This window comes from Rhabdaerophilum sp. (assembly GCF_046092605.1).
In the GTDB taxonomy this organism is placed as follows: Bacteria; Pseudomonadota; Alphaproteobacteria; order Rhizobiales; family Beijerinckiaceae; genus Rhabdaerophilum.
Map to the genome: position 1 here is coordinate 1 of NZ_JBJTDY010000002.1, position 15430 is coordinate 15430.

Here is a 15430-nt window from a genome sequence, read left to right on the forward strand (position 1 = left end):
GATGGTCTATGACCGGCCGCCCTTCGCGATCATCGGGCGCAAGTCGAAGGGCATCACCACCGATCTCAAGAGCCTCAACGGCAAGAAGTTCGGCGCGCCGGCGACGGATGCGGCTTATGCGCAATGGCCGATCATGCGCGCGGTGAACAACATCGACCAGAGCACCATGAAGTTCGAGAATGTCGGATTCCCCGTGCGCGAGCCGATGCTCGCCACCGGCGAGGTGGATGCCGTGTTCGGCTTCTCGATTTCCTCGGTCATCAATCTCAAGGCGCGCGGCGTGCCCGAGAGCGACATCGTGAACATGCTGATGAGCGACTACGGCGTGGAGCTTTACGGGAATGCCATCATGGCCTCGCCGAAGCTTCTGGCCGAGAACCCGGAGGCGATCCGCAAGTTCCTGCGCGCCTTCACCAAGGCCTGGCGCGATGTGATCAAGGACCCGGCAGCGGGTGCGGCAGCCGTGCTGAAGCGCAATGACGTGGCGAAGCAGGAAGTGGAACTCGATCGTCTCAAGATGCTGATCGAGCAGAATATTCTCACCCCGACCGTGAAGAGGGACGGCATCGGCGCGGTCATCCCCGAGCGCTTCGAGAAAGCGCTCGACCAGATCGCGCTCACCGCGCCCTTCAAGAACCGGCCGAAGATGGCGGATGTGTTCAGCGCCGAATTCCTGCCGGCCGCAGCTGATCGCAAGATCGACTGAGTGACAAGGAGAGTGGCGTGAACGACGCATTCGTCCGGCTGGATCATGTCCAGCATGTCTATGGCGGCGAAGGCGGCGTTCTCGCCGTCGAGGATCTGACCATCGCGGTGAAGGAAGGGGAATTCGCCGCGGTGGTCGGCCCCTCGGGCTGTGGAAAATCCACCCTGATGAAACTGGCCACCGGCCTGCAATTCCCGCGCGCCGGCAGCGTGGTGGTGGGCGGCGAGAAGGTGACGCGCCCGGTGAAGATGGCCGGCATGGCCTTCCAGAACCCGGTGATGCTGCCCTGGCGCACGACGCTCGACAACGTGCTGCTGCCGCTCGAAATCGTGGAGCCGCATCGTTCGCGCCTTCGGCGGGAAAAGGCGGCCTATGTCGAGAAGGCCGAGGCGCTGCTTGCGCAGGTTGGGCTGAAAGGGTTCGGCTCGCGCTTTCCCTGGCAGCTCTCCGGCGGCATGCAGCAGCGCGCCTCGCTCTGCCGCGCGCTGATCCACGAGCCGCGCCTGCTGATGCTCGACGAACCCTTCGCCGCGCTTGATGCCTTCACCCGCGAGGAATTGTGGTGCGTGATCCGCGATCTCCACGCCGCGAAGAAATTCACGGTCATCCTCGTGACGCATGATCTGCGCGAGGCGGTGTTTCTCGCCGATCGCGTCTTCTGCATGAGCGCACGTCCGGGTCGCATCGTCGCCGAGCGCGAGGTGGATCTGCCCCGTCCGCGGGATCTCGACGTGACCTTCTCGGCGGAATTTGCGGAAATCGTGCATGAGCTGCGCGGACATATCCGCGAAGCTCGCGGCGTGCATTGAGGATATCCCCATGACTCAGAAGCAGAAAATTGCGCTCGCGCCGTGGGTGTTCACCATCGGCTTCTTCCTGCTGTGGGAAGTGGGTTGCCGCGTCTTCGATGTCTCGAGCTTCGTTCTGCCGACGCCGCTCTCGGTGGCGAAGGCGATGTGGGAATACCGCACGCAGCTCTCGTTCCATTCCTTCCACACGCTCTGGATGACCCTAGCCGGCTTCGCGATCGCCGTGGTATTCGGGCTGGGGATGGGGCTGCTGCTTGGCTCTTCGCGCATTGTCCATGCCGGAACCTATCCGCTGCTCGTGGGTTTCAACGCGATTCCGAAGGTCGCGGTGGTGCCGATCCTGGTGATCTGGTTCGGCGTGGGCTGGATGCCCGCAGTTCTCACCGCCTTCCTGATCTCGTTCTTCCCGATCGTCGTGAATGTGGCAACGGGCCTCGCGACCATCGAACCGGAAACGGAGGACGTGCTCAAGGCCCTGGGCGCATCGAAACTTGACATCATGACCAAGGTCGGCCTTCCGCGCTCGATGCCCTATTTCTTCGGCTCGCTGAAGGTCGCGATCACGCTGGCCTATGTCGGCTCGGTGATCGCCGAATATAACGCCTCGAAATACGGGATCGGCAATCTGATGGCGCGCGCGAGCGCGGATTTCAACGTGCCACTGCTCTTCGCCTCGCTCATTGCGCTCGCGGTGCTCGGCGTCGCGATGTATGCGATCACGGCCTGGATCGAGGGGCGCATGACCGGCTGGGCTCAGCGCTCGGGCTTCGCGGCGAATTAAGCTCCGGGCTTGAATTCCGGCAGGTCGTCGCCGAGCGCGATGACCTTGCCGGGGTTCAGCCGGTTCCCGGGGTCGAGCGCTCGCTTCAGCGTTTCCATCAGCTTCAGCGCCACCGGGTCCTTGTAATGCGGGAGTTCGTCGCGCTTGAAGAGCCCCACGCCGTGCTCCGCCGCGATGGACCCGCCGCGCTTCGCCACCGCGTCATGCACGATGCGGTTGAAGCGGTGCCACTCGCCAAGGAACGCCTTGGCGTCCATGCCGACCGGCTGGCTGAGGTTGAAATGGATGTTTCCGTCGCCGATATGCCCGAAGGCGCAGACGCGCAAACCCGGCATTTCGGTCTCGCAGGCCGCACCCGCTTCGATCACGAAATCCGCGACGCGGCTGATGGGCACCGAGACATCGTGCTTGATGGAGGCGCCCTCATGCTTCTGGACTTCGGACAGGCTCTCTCGCAGATGCCAGAAGCTCTTGGCCTGCCTATCGCTCGCGGCGATGGCCGCATCCTCGATCTCGCCCGTCTCCAGCGCGGGTTCCAGCACTTCGAGGAGCAGCGCTTCGAGATCGGCGTTCGGCTCGGGGCTCGTGAGTTCGACGAGGGCGTAGGATGCGTGCCGCGCCGCGAGGGGATCACGCGCGCCCGGCGCATGGCGCACCACGATTTCCAGCCCGAAGCGCGGGATGAGCTCGAAAGTCGTGAGGCGGTCACCCGCGCGCTGCCGAAGCCGCGCGAAGAAGGCGACGATCTCCGTCGGTCCCGCGGCGCCGATGAAGGCCGTAGCACGCGCTTTCGGCAGCGGGAAGAGCTTCAGCACGGCTTTCGTGACGATGCCGAGCGTGCCCTCCGAGCCAATAAACAGGTGCTTCAGATCATAACCCGCATTATCCTTGCGGAGCGCCGAGAGTCCGTTCCAGATCGCGCCATCGGGGAGCACCACCTCGAGGCCCAGCACGAGATCGCGCGTGTTGCCGTAGCGCAAAACCGCCGTGCCGCCGGCATTGGAGGCGATGTTCCCGCCGATGGTGCAGGAGCCTTCGGAGGCGAGCGAGAGCGGATAGAGGAAGCCCGCTTCGCGCGCCGCTTGCTGCACCTGGGCGAGCACGGCGCCTGCCTCCACGGTGATCGCGGCATTGACCGCATCGACCGGTCCGATGGTCTTGAGGCGCTGCAGCGAAATCACCACCCCGCCATGGGGCACGCCTCCACCGACGAGGCCCGTATTCCCGCCTTGCGCCAGAAAGGAGACGCCCGCCGCATGGCATGCCTTCACCACGGCAGAAACCTCGGCCGTGTTCGCGGGCACCACGGCGGCGATGGCCGTGCCCCTCGCGAGCCGGCGCGTTTCTGCGAGGAATGGCGCGAGATCCTCCGCCGCGACGCGCACATGCTTCTCGCCGACGATGGCGCGGAGCTGCGAGAGAAGATCGGCGGCAGGCATGGTCGTCATCCGGTCTTGATTTGGGCGAGACGAGCGGCGACATCGTAAGGCGAATGCGCGGCGAGGCAATCGCGGATTGCCGTCACTCCTCCACCCGGCCCAGGAGCCTTCGATGATCCCCATGACCATGCAGGAAATCCGTTTTCGGGGGGCGGGCGGGCCGGAGGTGATCGCGGTCGCGGAAGGGCCGGTTCCGAAGCCGGGCCCTGGCCAGCTTCTCGTGAGGGTCGCCTATGCCGGCGTGAACCGGCCGGATTGCCTGCAGCGCGCGGGCGGCTATCCGCCGCCGCCGGGCGCACCGGAGGTGCCTGGCCTCGAGATTTCCGGCCATGTCGTCGCGGCGGGTGAAGGGGCAAGCCTGCCGGTCGGCACGGCACTCTGCGCGCTCATCGCGGGCGGGGGCTATGCGGAATATGCGCTGGTCGATGCGCCGCTCGCCATGCCCGTGCCCAGAGGCCTCTCGCTCTTGGAAGCCGCCGCCCTGCCGGAAAACGTGCTGACGGTTCATGATAACGTGGTGACGCGCGGGCGCCTCACAGCAGGTGAGAGCTTCCTCGTGCATGGCGGCACGAGCGGCATCGGCTCCATTGCCATCCAGATGGCGAAGGCGCTCGGTGCGCGCGTGATTTCCACGGCACGGGGGCCGGAAAAGCTCGCCTTCTGCCGGAAATTGGGTGCGGATCTGGCGCTCGATTACACCGAGCAGGATTTCGTGGCGGAAACGCTCGCCGCCACCCGCCAGCAGGGGGTGGATGTGATCCTCGACATGGTGGGCGGCGATTACATCGCGCGGAACCTGCGCTGCCTCGCCGTGGAGGGGCGGCTGGTGCAGATCGCCTTCCTGAAGGGATCGAAGGCCGAGATCGACTTCCGCCACCTGATGATCCGGCGGCTCACCTTCACGGGCTCGACGCTTCGCCCGCGCTCGCTGGCGCTGAAGGCGAAGATCGTCGAGGCGGTTCTGCGCGAAATCTGGCCGCTCGTGGAACAGGGCGCGATCCGCCCGCGCATCGACACGGTGTTGCCGCTCAAGGAGGCCCGTGCCGCGCATGAACGCATGGAATCCAGCGCCCATCGCGGCAAGATCATGCTGGAAGTGGCGGGCTGCCAGGGCGGACTCCGATCGGATTGAATGAGGCCGTCCGCTCTCGTTTCTTATGATTTCACGCATTTTCTTCGACCAACCGGTAGCCAATGGATCGGAAAATGCGCTAGAGCGCAAATCGATCTGATGGATTTAAGCTTTCTATGTTCTTGTTTTCGGATCCGCTTTTTCCGCCAACCGGTATCTACTTGGCGGGCGGATGCTCTAAGGTGCCATTCGAGTGAACGGGAATGGAATGCCCAGGACATTGGTATTCGATATTGGTCAGGTGCTGCTGCACTATGACCCTCACCTTGCTTTCCTTGATCTCCTGCCGGATCGCGAGGCCCGCAGCCACTTCCTGACCCGAATCCTCCCGCCCGAATGGAACCTCGAGCAGGATCGCGGACGCGATTGGCGCGAGGCCGAGGCGATCCAGATCGCCCTTCACCCGGATCATGCCGATCTGATCCGCGCCTTTCGTGCGAACTGGCACATGATGGTGCCGAAGGCGATCGCCCCGAACGTTGCGGTGCTGGAGGACGCGCTGGCCGCCGGCATACCCACCTACGCGATCACGAATTTCGCGTCCGACACCTTTGGCGAAGCGTGCAGGCTCTATCCCTTCCTCACGCGCTTTCATGGCCGCGTCGTCTCGGCGGAAGAGCGGCTGCTGAAGCCTGACCCCGCGATCTACCGGGTGTTTCTCGAACGGTTCCGGCAAAAGGCGGAGGATTGCCTGTTCATGGATGACAGCCGCGCGAATGTGGATTCGGCCGCGGCCCTCGGTTTCTCCGTGATCCATGTCACGCCCGAGACCGACCTGCGCGCGGAGGTCCGGCGCTTCGGCTTTGCGATCTGACTGCGCCTATTGCTTCAGGATGAGCGTGTTGCCGTTCATCTCGAAACTCTTGAGTTGTTTCAGGAAGCTCATGCCGAGAAGCGTGATGTTCAGCGCGCCGGGAGGCATCACGGTCGCCTCGACATCCCGGACGACAATGCCCTGCAGCCGCAATTCCGGGATGCGCGCCTTCGCCGCCCGCACCACGCCATTCGCGGTCTGCACGGGGATCACGTAATCGCCCGGCCTGGGGTGGATGCCGGCCTTCTGCGCATCCTCATGCGAGAAGGCGACCACCGAGGCGCCCGTATCGACCAGCGCCTTCACGAACCGGTTGTTGATCGTGAGATCGGTCGCGAAATGACCGCGGCGATCGGCCTGCAGCGCCACCACGCGGGCGGCAGGCATGTTGGCGGAAGCGACCTTCACCGGCTCGGGTGCGGCCGGCTCGCTCTGCCGCTTGGCAAGCGTATGGGCGAAGTTGGCGCCGCCGATCGCCACGCCCGCCACCATCAAGATCATGCGAAACGACATGAACAACGCCTTCCTGAACCATGCGGAGACTCAGCCTCGCGGCAAAGGACAAAGGATGTGTTGAAGGCGGCGACGACTTGGCCTTGCGGTGAACCAAGCCTCAACGCGATGGCGCGGTTTTACGCCGGATGATCGATCTGGAAGGCCGCGTGGAAAAGCGCGCGGGTATACTCATCCTTCGGTGCCGCGAAGAGATCGCGCGCCGTCCCCTCCTCCACGATCACGCCGTTGCGCATCACCAACACATGGCTCGCGAGCGCGCGCACGACCTTCAGATCATGGCTGATGAAGAGATAGGCGAGCCCGCGCTTCGCCTGAAGGTCGCGCAGGAGATCGACGATCTGGGCCTGGACGCTCATGTCCAGCGCGGAAGTCGGCTCGTCCAGCACCACGAATTCCGGATCGAGCGCCATGGCGCGGGCGATGGCGATGCGCTGGCGCTGGCCGCCGGAGAATTCATGCGGGTAGCGATCCATCGCGGCGGGATCGAGCCCGACATCGACCAGCGCGAGGGCCACGCGCTCGCGGGCCGCAGCCTCCTTCAGGCCCGGTTCCTGGATGTATAGGCCTTCGGCTACGATATCCGCGACCGACATGCGCGGCGAGAGCGATCCATAGGGATCCTGGAAGACGATCTGCATCGCCTTGCGCATCGGGCGCATCTCGGCAAAACCAAGGCCCTGCACATCGCGGCCCAGCACGGCGATGCGCCCTTGCGAGCGGATCATCCGGAGGATTGCGAGACCGAGCGTGGTCTTGCCCGAGCCGGATTCGCCCACGACACCCAGCGTCTCGCCCTTGCGGATGCGCAGCGAGACGCCGTCCACCGCCTTCACATGGCCGGTGACCTTGCGGAAGAAGCCGGTGCGGATGGGGAAATGCACCTTCACATCCGTGACTTCCGCGACCACGGGCGCATCGGGGTGCGGCACGGGCGGCTCGCCCTTGGGTTCGGCGGCCAGCAGCGCCTGGGTATAGGCGTGTTGCGGGTTGGCGAAAACCTCGGCCACCTTCCCCTGCTCGACGATTTCGCCCTTCTTCATCACCGCCACGCGATGCGCCAGGCGGCGCACGATGCCGAGATCATGCGTGATGAAGAGCATGGCCATGCCGGTTTCGCGCTGGAGATCCTTCAGCAAAGCGAGGATCTGCGCCTGCACGGTGACATCCAGCGCGGTGGTGGGCTCATCGGCGATGAGAAGCGCGGGCTCGTTCGCCAGCGCCATGGCAATCATCACGCGCTGGCGCTGCCCGCCCGAAAGTTGGTGGGGATAGGCGCCGAGCCGCTTCTCGGGCTCACGAATACCCACCTTCTGCAGCAGATCCAGCACGCGCGCCCGCGCCACCTCGCCGGAGAGACCGCGATGAATGGAGAGAATTTCGCCGATCTGCTGCTCGATCGAGTGCAGCGGATTGAGCGAGGTCATCGGCTCCTGGAAGATCATGGAGATCGCGTTGCCGCGCACGCTGCGCAAGGCCGCATCGCCGGCATTGATGAGGTCGCGCGCGGGCTTGCCCTCCTCGCTGAAGAGGATGCGGCCCGAGGGGTGATGCGCCGCGGGATAGTTCAGAAGGCCCAGCACCGAGAGAGCCGTGACCGACTTGCCGGAGCCCGATTCACCCACCAAGGCCAGCGTCTCGCCCTTCTCGAGGCTGAAGGAGACGCCGCGCACGGCAAGGCTCTCCTGCCCGCCCTGCCGGAAGGAAACCGCGAGGTTTTCGACCGTGAGGAGGGCGGTCATGCCGAAACCCTTGCCACAAGCCTTTCGATGACCTCTGGCCCCGGTTGAAGTACCTGCAGAGGAGCGACGGAGCGATGGCCTGCAGGGCTGAAGATCGAATACGCGTCCTCAAGCCGTTTCTCGTTGGTCAGGAACACATCGCATCCGGCTTCGAGGGCGGTCCCGAGATGAATGGCGTCGGGCAGTTTCAGGCTCCGTTTTTCTGCACGCAGAATCGCAGCATGCCGAAGGATGTCACGTTGTACCGGAACAACTTCGAGAACCTGGTTTGAGATGGTCCAGTTTTCATAAAGATTAATCAATTGAACGTCTCTGTTGCGAAGCGGGCTGACAAGCAGTTCAGCCAAAGTCAGTTCGCTTGTGACGAAAGCTTTGCTCTTCGCCGCCGCGATCAACCCCAGAATGATTTTTCGATCCTCATATCCCGTTTCAAAAAGCTGGATAAGAATGTTGGTGTCAAGATAGATGAGAGGCCGTGACAAAGGCGTCATTCCCACTCATCGCGCAACGCGCGGACACGGCGAACCGCCTCCTCGATCGATATCGGTTCGCGCTCACGGGACATTGCCCCCCCCTCAAGCATGGAGAGCAGCTCCGCCATGCTGAGCGGCTTTCGTTCTTCCTCGATCGTGACAGTGACCAGCGCATCGGGCGCAATGTCAGCACGCAAGTTCTCAGGCAGATCGCGAGCCGGAACATGATTGCGAATGATCCTGTTCATGAGAAAACTCCTTGCATGGGGTGGTCATAGCAAAATCTCATGCAAAGGTCTTCCTGGGGTCGAAGGCATCGCGCACCGCCTCGCCGATGAAGATCAGCAGCGAGAGCATGGTGGCGATGACGAAGAAGCCGGAAAAGCCGAGCCACGGCGCCTGCAGGTTCGATTTGCCCTGCTGGAGCAATTCCCCGAGCGAGGGCGAGCCCGGCGGCAGGCCGAAGCCCAGAAAGTCGAGCGAGGTCAGGGTCGTGATCGAGGAATTCAGCACGAAGGGCAGGTAGGTCAGCGTCGCGACCATCGCGTTGGGCAGGATATGGCGGATCATGATCGCGCGATCCCCCAGGCCCAAAGCACGGGCCGCATTCACATATTCGAAGTTCCGCGCGCGCAGGAATTCCGCCCGCACCACGCCCACCAGTGTCGTCCACTTGAAGAGAAGCAGGATGAACAGCAGGATGAAGAAGCTCGGCGTGATCACCGCCGAGAGGATGATCAGCAGGTAAAGGAGCGGCATGGAGGTCCAGATCTCGATGAAGCGCTGGAAGATCAGATCCACCTTGCCGCCGAAATAGCCCTGCACCGCCCCCGCCGCGATGCCGATGACCGATGCGAAGACCGCCAGAATGAGGCCGAACAGTACGGAAATGCGGAAACCGTAGATCAGGCGCGCGACGACATCGCGCCCGCGATCATCCGTGCCGAGCCAGTTCCATTCGATATCCCGACAGGACCTGCCGCCGGTTCTTGCCGCGGCTGCCGCACATTGCTCGGATGTGAGCAGCCAGGTCGGCGGCGCCGGCGCCGGCACCGGCAGGTCGCGGTTGATGGTGCGATGATGGAAGCGGATCGGCGGGAAGACCATGAAGCCGTTGGCGTTGATCTCCTCGGCGATCACGGGGTCACGATAATCCGTCACGGCGAGGAAGCCGCCGAATTTCTCTTCGGGGTAATCCACCAGCACGGGGAACAGCCATTCGCCCTTGTAATTCGCGACAATCGGCCGGTCATTCGCGAGGAATTCCGCGAAGAGGCTCAGGACGAACAAAACCAGGAAGATCCAGAAGGACCAATAACCCCGCCGGTTGGCGGTGAAGTTCTTGAGGCGCCGCTGGTTGAGCGGCGACAGCTTCACGAAGCGGCCCAGCAATCCGCCCGTTTCCGGCACGGGCGGCGCAAGCGGCGCGCGATCATCGGCGGCGAGTTCAGACATCGCGCGCCTCGAAATCGATACGGGGGTCGATATAGGTATAGGTGAGATCAGTCAGCAGCGTGATGACCAGGCCCATCAGCGCGAAGATATAGAGGGTCGCGAAAACCACCGGATAATCACGCCCCAAGGTCGCCTCGTAGGAGAGGAGCCCCAGGCCATCGAGCGAGAAGATCGTCTCGATCAGCAGCGAACCCGTGAAGAAGGCGTGGATGAAGGCGCCGGGGAAACCGGCGATCACGATCAGCATCGCGTTGCGGAAGACATGGCCATAGAGCACGCGCCGCTCGCTCAGGCCCTTCATACGGGCCGTAAGCACATATTGCTTGCGGATTTCATCGAGGAACGAATTCTTCGTGAGCAGCGTCAGTGTCGCGAATTGCGAGAGGATCATCGCCGTCAGCGGCAGCGTGATGTGCCAGAGGTAATCAAGGATTTTTCCACCCAGCGAGAGCTGCTCGAAATTCGAGCTGGTGAGGCCGCGCAGCGGAAAAATCTGCCAGAAGGAACCGCCGGCGAAGAGGACCACCAGCAGAACCGCGAAGAGAAAGCCGGGGATCGCATAGGCCACGACAATCACGCCGCTGGTCCAGACATCAAAGGCCGAACCATCCTTCACCGCCTTGCGAATGCCGAGCGGGATGGAGATCGCGTAGGCGATCAGCGTCATCCACAGGCCGAGGGAGATGGAAACCGGCATCTTCTCGAGGATGAGATCCACCACGCGGGCATCGCGGAAGAAAGAACGCCCGAAATCGAAGCGGGCGTAATCCCACACCATCTTGAAGAAGCGCTCATGCGCGGGCTTGTCGAACCCGAATTGTCTCTCGAGTTCCTTGATGAAGGCAGGGTCGAGCCCTTGCGCGCCGCGATAGCTGGAGGTTGCATCGCCCGCCCCGGCGCTCTGGCCGGCAGCCCCGATATCGCCGCCGCCACCGCCCACGCGGTTCGCGCCGCTCGCATCCTGCCCCTGCAATTGCGCGATGATGCGCTCGACAGGCCCGCCCGGCGCGAACTGGATGATGACAAACGACAGAAGAAGGATGCCGAGCAGGGTTGGCACCATCAGCGCGAGCCGGCGCAGGGTATAGGCCAGCATCAGCGTCCAAGCCTCTGCGCCTTGGACGCATCCCGCCACCAGGTCGCCATGGCGACGCTGGTCGGCGAGCCGGCCAGGGGGGGAATGGGCCCGGGCCGCTCGAACATGTCCCAGAAGGCGATAAAATGTTCGCCCGTATGCCAGGCGGGAATCCAGTAGCGCCCGGCGCGCAGCACTCGATCAAAGGCGTGCGCCGCGATGGTGATCTCCTCGCGCGTCCTGGCCGCGATGATGGCCTCGATGAGGGCATCCACCGCCGGGTCTGCGATCCCTGCGAGATTGCGCGAGCCTGGTGTCTTCGCGGCCTGCGAGCCGAACAGGGCGCGCAGGCTCTCGCCCGGCGCCATCGACATCACGAAGCGGGCCGAGAGGATGTCGAAATCGAATTCCTGCTGGCGCTTCTGGAACTGCGAGGGATCAACCACCCGGATAGCCCCCTCGATGCCGAGCAGGCGCAGATTCTTGATGATCGATTCCGTGTGCCGGCTGATGGCATTGTCGAATTCGAGGAATTCCACCTCCATCTTCGTGCCATCCGGCAGGCGCAGAATGTTGTCCGGTCCGCGCCTGGCGCCGGCCGCATTCAGAAGCTGAGAGGCCCGGCGCAGGATGTTGCGATCCTGCCCCGAACCATCGCTCTCGGGCGGCGACCAGGGCTCGCCGAACACCTCATCCGGCACCTTGCCGCGCAGGGGTTCGAGCAAGGAGAGTTCGGCCGGCGAGGGCTTGCCCTCGGCTCTCATGGGCGAATTCTCGAAATAGGAGGCGGTGCGCTTCCTCAATCCGAACATCAGGTTGCGGTTCACCCACTCGAAATCGAGCGCGAGCGCCATCGCCTCGCGCACGCGCGGATCGCGGAATTGCGGGCGGCGGGTATTCATGAACCAGCCCTGCGTGCCCGAGGGGCGGCCATCCACCGCCGTCTCGCGCTTCACGCGGCCATCCTTCATGGCGGGAAAATCGTAGCGCGTCGCCCAGATCAGCGAGGTGAGTTCCTCGCGGAAGGTGAAGGTGCCGGCGGTAAACGCCTGGAAGGCCGCCTCGCGATCGCGGAAATACTCGTAGCGGATGGTCTCGAAATTTCCCTGCCCGATCGAGACCGGAAGGTCCTTCGCCCAATGGTCGGCCACGCGGCGGAAGCTGATGGAGCGGCCGACATCCACCTTGTCCACCTTGTAGCCCCCGGAGCCGAGCGGGCTCTCGAGCGTGCCGGCATCGAAATCCCGTGTGGCATAATAGGCCTTCGAGAAAATCGGCAGCGAGGCCGCGACCAGCGGCAATTCCCGGCTGCGATTGGGCGCGAAGCGGATTTCGACCTCGTCGGGCGCGATGGCCTCGGCACCGAGCACGCGCTCCAGCGCGATGCGATAGCCCGCATGGGCCTTGTTGCTCTTCAGCGTTTCGAGCGTGAAGACCACATCGGCCGCCGTCAGCGGGCTGCCATCATGGAAGCGCGCCTGTGGCCGGAGCTTGAAGCGATAGCGCAGGCCGTCGGTGCTGCGGCGAACGCTCTTCGCCACAAGGCCGTAGAGTGAATCCGGCTCATCCAGCGAACCGGTCATCAGGCTGTCGTAGATCAGCCCCATCCCCGCTGCGCCATTGCCGCGCATGGAAAAGATGTTCAGCGTGTCATAGGTCGTGAAATTCTGGTTGCCCGAGAGAGACGTGATCTGGGTCGAGAATTCGCCCCCCTTGGGCGCATCCGGCCTCACGTAATCGAAATGTTTGAAATCGGCGGGGTATCTGAGATCGCCGAAGATGGACATCCCGTGGCTCTCTGGCTCGAAACCCGCCGAATCCGCGCCCTGCGCTTCCGCGCGCTCATGCGGCAACAGGGTGGAAACGCCAATGAGGGCCGCGCCGGAGAGAAACCTGCGCCGTGACAGGCTCAGGCGGGTGGCCAGCTCGATCGGATCTTCCCTCACGGTGCGATGCTCCCGGTTCAGCCGAATCACTTTCGGCAGCTTTTCCGAGACTATGGTGCGCGGAACGGTGAAGGCCAGAGGCCCGCCTTGGCTTTTGGGCAGCAAAGACGATGGAAAGAGCCGGAAGACAGAAATGAAAAAAGGCCGGTTTCCCGGCCTTGTCTCCACATTCCCCCGAATGACTGGCGATTATTGCGGGAGGGGAGCCGGCGAATCGGACTGCTGACGCATATAGGCGATCAGATCCGCGCGCTCGTCCGGGCGGGCAATGCCCGCGTAGTTCATCGAGGTGCCGGGCAGGTAGGCCTTCGGGTTCGCGATGAAGGCGTCGAGGGATTCAAAATCCCACTTCTCGCCCTTGGCCGCACGCTCCTTCAGCGCGTTCGAATAATTGAACCCGGCCGCGGAGCCCTTCACGCGGGCCACGACATTATACAGGAGCGGGCCCTGGCCGTTCTTGCCATCCTTCGTGAACTGGTGGCAGGCGGCACATTTGCGCGCAGCGGTGGCACCCTTCTCGGCGCTCGCCGAAGCTAGGCGCTTCGCGATCGGCTCGGCCTGCTGAGGTGCCGCCGGCGCTGCGGCAACCGCTGTCTCTGCCTGGGGCTCGGGCAATTCATAGCCAGCCTTGGTGATCGGCTTCTGATGCACCAGCATCCCCGAAAGAAAGCCGATGCCCATCGCCAGAGTCAGCATGCCGAGCACGGCACGGGCGACCTTGTTAATCTCATTCGAACCCATGCTCGCCCCTCGGCCTGCACGTCCCATGGGCCGGCGCAATGCCGGCGGACCGAAATGGGGCATTCACGTTTTCGCGCGCCCCGTCAAGCGGACTTCGCTATCCGCCTCATCGAGGGGCTGAATACTCGCTTTTCAGGGACGAAGGCAACCCGTATAAGCGCGCGCAACCGTGCTACCTTTGGCCGCTCGGTGCCGGCCTTGCCCGCTTGCGGAGCCTTCTTCATGTCCGACCCGCTGATCGTCATCCCGGCCCGCATGGCGGCCGTGCGCCTGCCGGGCAAGCCGATGGCCGATATCGGCGGCCAGCCGATGATCGTGCAGGTTTGGAACCGGGCGGTGGAATCCGGCATCGGCCCGGTGATCGTGGCGACGGATGCGCCTGAAATCGCCGAGGCCGTCCTGAGGGCCGGCGGGCAGGCGGTGATGACCCGTACCGACCACCCTTCCGGCTCCGACCGCATCCATGAGGCGGTGGAGAATTACGATCCCGACGGACGGCACGATGTGATCGTCAATGTGCAGGGCGACCTGCCCACGATTGATCCGCGCATCATCGCGGCCTCGCTGCTGCCGCTGGCTGATCCTTCGGTCGATATCGGGACGCTCGCAGCCGTCATTCGCCGCGAGGAGGAGAAGACCGCGAGCCATGTGGTGAAGGCCGTGGGCTCCCCGCTGAACCCCGGCCGCATGCGCGCACTCTACTTCACCCGCGCGACAGCCCCGTTCGGCGAAGGCGATCTCTTCCACCATATCGGGCTCTATGCCTATCGCCGGAATGCCCTGCGCCGCTTCGTGAGCCTGCCGCCGTCCCCGCTGGAGATGCGCGAGAAGCTCGAACAGCTCCGCGCCCTGGAAGCGGGGATGCGCATCGACATCACCGTGGTTGAAACCGTGCCGCTCGGCGTCGACACGCCCGAGGATCTGGAGCGCGCCCGCGCGCTGATCGCCGGGCGCTGAAGGAGAAGAACATGAAAAAGGTCATCGCCTTCCAGGGCGAGCGCGGCGCGAATTCCGAAATCGCCTGCGCCGAGGTCTATCCCGGCTGGGAGGCTTTGCCCTGCCCCACCTTCGAGGATGCCTTCGCGGCCCTTGGCGACGGCACCGCCGATCTCGCGATGATCCCGATCGAGAATTCCATCGCGGGCCGGGTGGCGGATATCCACCACCTGCTGCCGAAGTCGAATTTCCACATCATCGGCGAGCATTTCCTGCCGATCTATTTCCACCTCATGGCGGTGAAGGGTGCGAAGCTCGAGAACATCAAGACCGCCGAAAGCCATATCATGGCTTTGGGGCAGACGCGGCGCTTTCTGCGTAAGCACGGCATCAAGCCGGTGACGGCGGCTGATACCGCAGGCTCCGCGCGGCATGTCTCGGAAGCCGGGGACCCGACCCGCGCGGCGATCGCGCCCCGGCTCGCAGCAGAGGTCTATGGCCTCGATATCTTGGCCGAGCATATCGAAGACGAGAAGCACAATACGACCCGCTTCGTCATCCTCTCGCGGGAGGCACAGGATGCGCCGCAGGGCCGGGATACGTTGATGACGAGCTTCGTCTTCCGGGTGCGGAACGTGCCGGCCGCGCTCTACAAGGCGATGGGCGGCTTTGCGACCAACGGCATCAACATGACCAAGCTCGAGAGCTACATGGTCGATGGCCAGTTCTCGGCCACGCAATTCTATGCCGATGTGGAAGGGCATCCGGAGGATCGCAACCTCAAGCTCGCGCTGGAGGAACTCGCGTTCTTCTCGAAGGAATTGCGTATTCTCGGCACCTACAAGGCGCATCCCTACCGCAAGGAAGT

At 63.8% G+C, this 15430-nt stretch carries 16 protein-coding genes; 7 read left to right on the forward strand and 9 right to left on the reverse strand.

What is annotated here, in order from left to right; all coding sequences use genetic code 11:
• From ACKODO_RS00020 to ACKODO_RS00030, 3 genes are all read left to right on the forward strand, one after another.
• Nucleotides 1-706: ABC transporter substrate-binding protein (locus ACKODO_RS00020; protein ID WP_408981404.1), on the forward strand; the 706-nt coding region annotated here is incomplete at its 5' end.
• A gap of 17 nt (nt 707-723) precedes the next feature.
• Nucleotides 724-1515: an ABC transporter ATP-binding protein gene (locus ACKODO_RS00025; protein ID WP_408981405.1), complete on the forward strand. Its 792-nt coding sequence runs from the start codon at nt 724-726 to the stop codon at nt 1513-1515.
• A 10-nt stretch (nt 1516-1525) separates the two neighbouring features.
• Entirely contained in the window at nt 1526-2296 is a 771-nt protein-coding gene (locus ACKODO_RS00030; protein WP_408981406.1) for an ABC transporter permease, read from the forward strand.
• Here the strand turns inward: ACKODO_RS00030 and ACKODO_RS00035 are convergent.
• Nucleotides 2293-3744, reverse strand: a complete 1452-nt coding sequence (locus ACKODO_RS00035) for an FAD-binding oxidoreductase (protein ID WP_408981407.1) — start codon at nt 3742-3744, stop codon at nt 2293-2295. The genes ACKODO_RS00030 and ACKODO_RS00035 overlap by 4 nt on opposite strands.
• A gap of 103 nt (nt 3745-3847) precedes the next feature.
• On the opposite strand from ACKODO_RS00035, the gene ACKODO_RS00040 reads away from it, so the two are divergent.
• Together ACKODO_RS00040 and ACKODO_RS00045 are read left to right on the forward strand one after the other, a co-directional pair.
• The gene (locus ACKODO_RS00040; RefSeq protein ID WP_408981408.1) at nt 3848-4867 is read left to right on the forward strand and encodes an NAD(P)H-quinone oxidoreductase; all 1020 of its coding nucleotides are present in this window, start codon (nt 3848-3850) and stop codon (nt 4865-4867) included.
• A gap of 208 nt (nt 4868-5075) precedes the next feature.
• Nucleotides 5076-5681, forward strand: coding sequence for an HAD family hydrolase (locus tag ACKODO_RS00045; RefSeq protein ID WP_408981409.1), 606 nt, complete (start codon nt 5076-5078; stop codon nt 5679-5681).
• Between the two features lie 6 nt (nt 5682-5687).
• Here the strand turns inward: ACKODO_RS00045 and ACKODO_RS00050 are convergent, their stop codons facing one another.
• The 8 genes from ACKODO_RS00050 to ACKODO_RS00085 all read right to left on the reverse strand — a co-directional run bounded on the left by ACKODO_RS00050 (nt 5688) and on the right by ACKODO_RS00085 (nt 13626).
• Entirely contained in the window at nt 5688-6194 is a 507-nt protein-coding gene (locus tag ACKODO_RS00050; protein WP_408981410.1) for a TIGR02281 family clan AA aspartic protease, read from the reverse strand.
• Nucleotides 6195-6313: 119 nt separating this feature from the next.
• Nucleotides 6314-7936: an ABC transporter ATP-binding protein gene (locus ACKODO_RS00055; protein ID WP_408981411.1), complete on the reverse strand. Its 1623-nt coding sequence runs from the start codon at nt 7934-7936 to the stop codon at nt 6314-6316.
• Entirely contained in the window at nt 7933-8427 is a 495-nt protein-coding gene (locus ACKODO_RS00060) for a type II toxin-antitoxin system VapC family toxin (protein WP_408981412.1), read from the reverse strand. Before ACKODO_RS00060 ends, ACKODO_RS00055 begins: the two co-directional genes overlap by 4 nt.
• Complete coding sequence (locus ACKODO_RS00065; RefSeq protein WP_408981413.1) at nt 8424-8657, reverse strand: hypothetical protein; 234 nt, start codon at nt 8655-8657, stop codon at nt 8424-8426. Before ACKODO_RS00065 ends, ACKODO_RS00060 begins: the two co-directional genes overlap by 4 nt.
• A 37-nt stretch (nt 8658-8694) precedes the next feature.
• Complete coding sequence (locus tag ACKODO_RS00070; RefSeq protein ID WP_408981414.1) at nt 8695-9864, reverse strand: ABC transporter permease; 1170 nt, start codon at nt 9862-9864, stop codon at nt 8695-8697.
• On the reverse strand, nt 9857-10960 hold the full coding sequence (locus ACKODO_RS00075) for a microcin C ABC transporter permease YejB (RefSeq protein ID WP_408981415.1): 1104 nt from the start codon (nt 10958-10960) through the stop codon (nt 9857-9859). The genes ACKODO_RS00070 and ACKODO_RS00075 overlap by 8 nt, the downstream gene beginning before the upstream one ends.
• Nucleotides 10960-12885 carry an extracellular solute-binding protein gene (locus ACKODO_RS00080; protein WP_408981416.1) on the reverse strand — a complete coding sequence of 642 codons (1926 nt, stop codon included), beginning with the start codon at nt 12883-12885 and terminating at the stop codon, nt 10960-10962. The genes ACKODO_RS00075 and ACKODO_RS00080 overlap by 1 nt, the downstream gene beginning before the upstream one ends.
• A gap of 189 nt (nt 12886-13074) precedes the next feature.
• Entirely contained in the window at nt 13075-13626 is a 552-nt protein-coding gene (locus tag ACKODO_RS00085) for a c-type cytochrome (RefSeq protein ID WP_408981417.1), read from the reverse strand.
• 222 nt (nt 13627-13848) lie between these two features.
• Here ACKODO_RS00085 and ACKODO_RS00090 point away from each other — a divergent pair, with 222 nt between their 5' ends.
• Together ACKODO_RS00090 and ACKODO_RS00095 are read left to right on the forward strand one after the other, a co-directional pair.
• Nucleotides 13849-14583, forward strand: a complete 735-nt coding sequence (locus ACKODO_RS00090; RefSeq protein WP_408981418.1) for a 3-deoxy-manno-octulosonate cytidylyltransferase — start codon at nt 13849-13851, stop codon at nt 14581-14583.
• An 11-nt stretch (nt 14584-14594) separates the two neighbouring features.
• Nucleotides 14595-15430, forward strand: an 836-nt coding sequence (locus ACKODO_RS00095; RefSeq protein ID WP_408981419.1) for a prephenate dehydratase, incomplete at its 3' end; no start/stop codon positions are given.

Coding starts and splice junctions, on each gene's coding strand:
- ACKODO_RS00030 (WP_408981406.1), top strand. CDS start 1,526: ATGACTCAGAAGCAGAAAATTGCGCTCGCGCCGTGGGTGTTCACCATC.
- ACKODO_RS00035 (WP_408981407.1), bottom strand. CDS start 3,744: ATGACGACCATGCCTGCCGCCGATCTTCTCTCGCAGCTCCGCGCCATC.
- ACKODO_RS00040 (WP_408981408.1), top strand. CDS start 3,848: ATGATCCCCATGACCATGCAGGAAATCCGTTTTCGGGGGGCGGGCGGG.
- ACKODO_RS00045 (WP_408981409.1), top strand. CDS start 5,076: ATGCCCAGGACATTGGTATTCGATATTGGTCAGGTGCTGCTGCACTAT.
- ACKODO_RS00050 (WP_408981410.1), bottom strand. CDS start 6,194: ATGTCGTTTCGCATGATCTTGATGGTGGCGGGCGTGGCGATCGGCGGC.
- ACKODO_RS00055 (WP_408981411.1), bottom strand. CDS start 7,936: ATGACCGCCCTCCTCACGGTCGAAAACCTCGCGGTTTCCTTCCGGCAG.
- ACKODO_RS00060 (WP_408981412.1), bottom strand. CDS start 8,427: ATGACGCCTTTGTCACGGCCTCTCATCTATCTTGACACCAACATTCTT.
- ACKODO_RS00065 (WP_408981413.1), bottom strand. CDS start 8,657: ATGAACAGGATCATTCGCAATCATGTTCCGGCTCGCGATCTGCCTGAG.
- ACKODO_RS00070 (WP_408981414.1), bottom strand. CDS start 9,864: ATGTCTGAACTCGCCGCCGATGATCGCGCGCCGCTTGCGCCGCCCGTG.
- ACKODO_RS00075 (WP_408981415.1), bottom strand. CDS start 10,960: ATGCTGGCCTATACCCTGCGCCGGCTCGCGCTGATGGTGCCAACCCTG.
- ACKODO_RS00085 (WP_408981417.1), bottom strand. CDS start 13,626: ATGGGTTCGAATGAGATTAACAAGGTCGCCCGTGCCGTGCTCGGCATG.
- ACKODO_RS00090 (WP_408981418.1), top strand. CDS start 13,849: ATGTCCGACCCGCTGATCGTCATCCCGGCCCGCATGGCGGCCGTGCGC.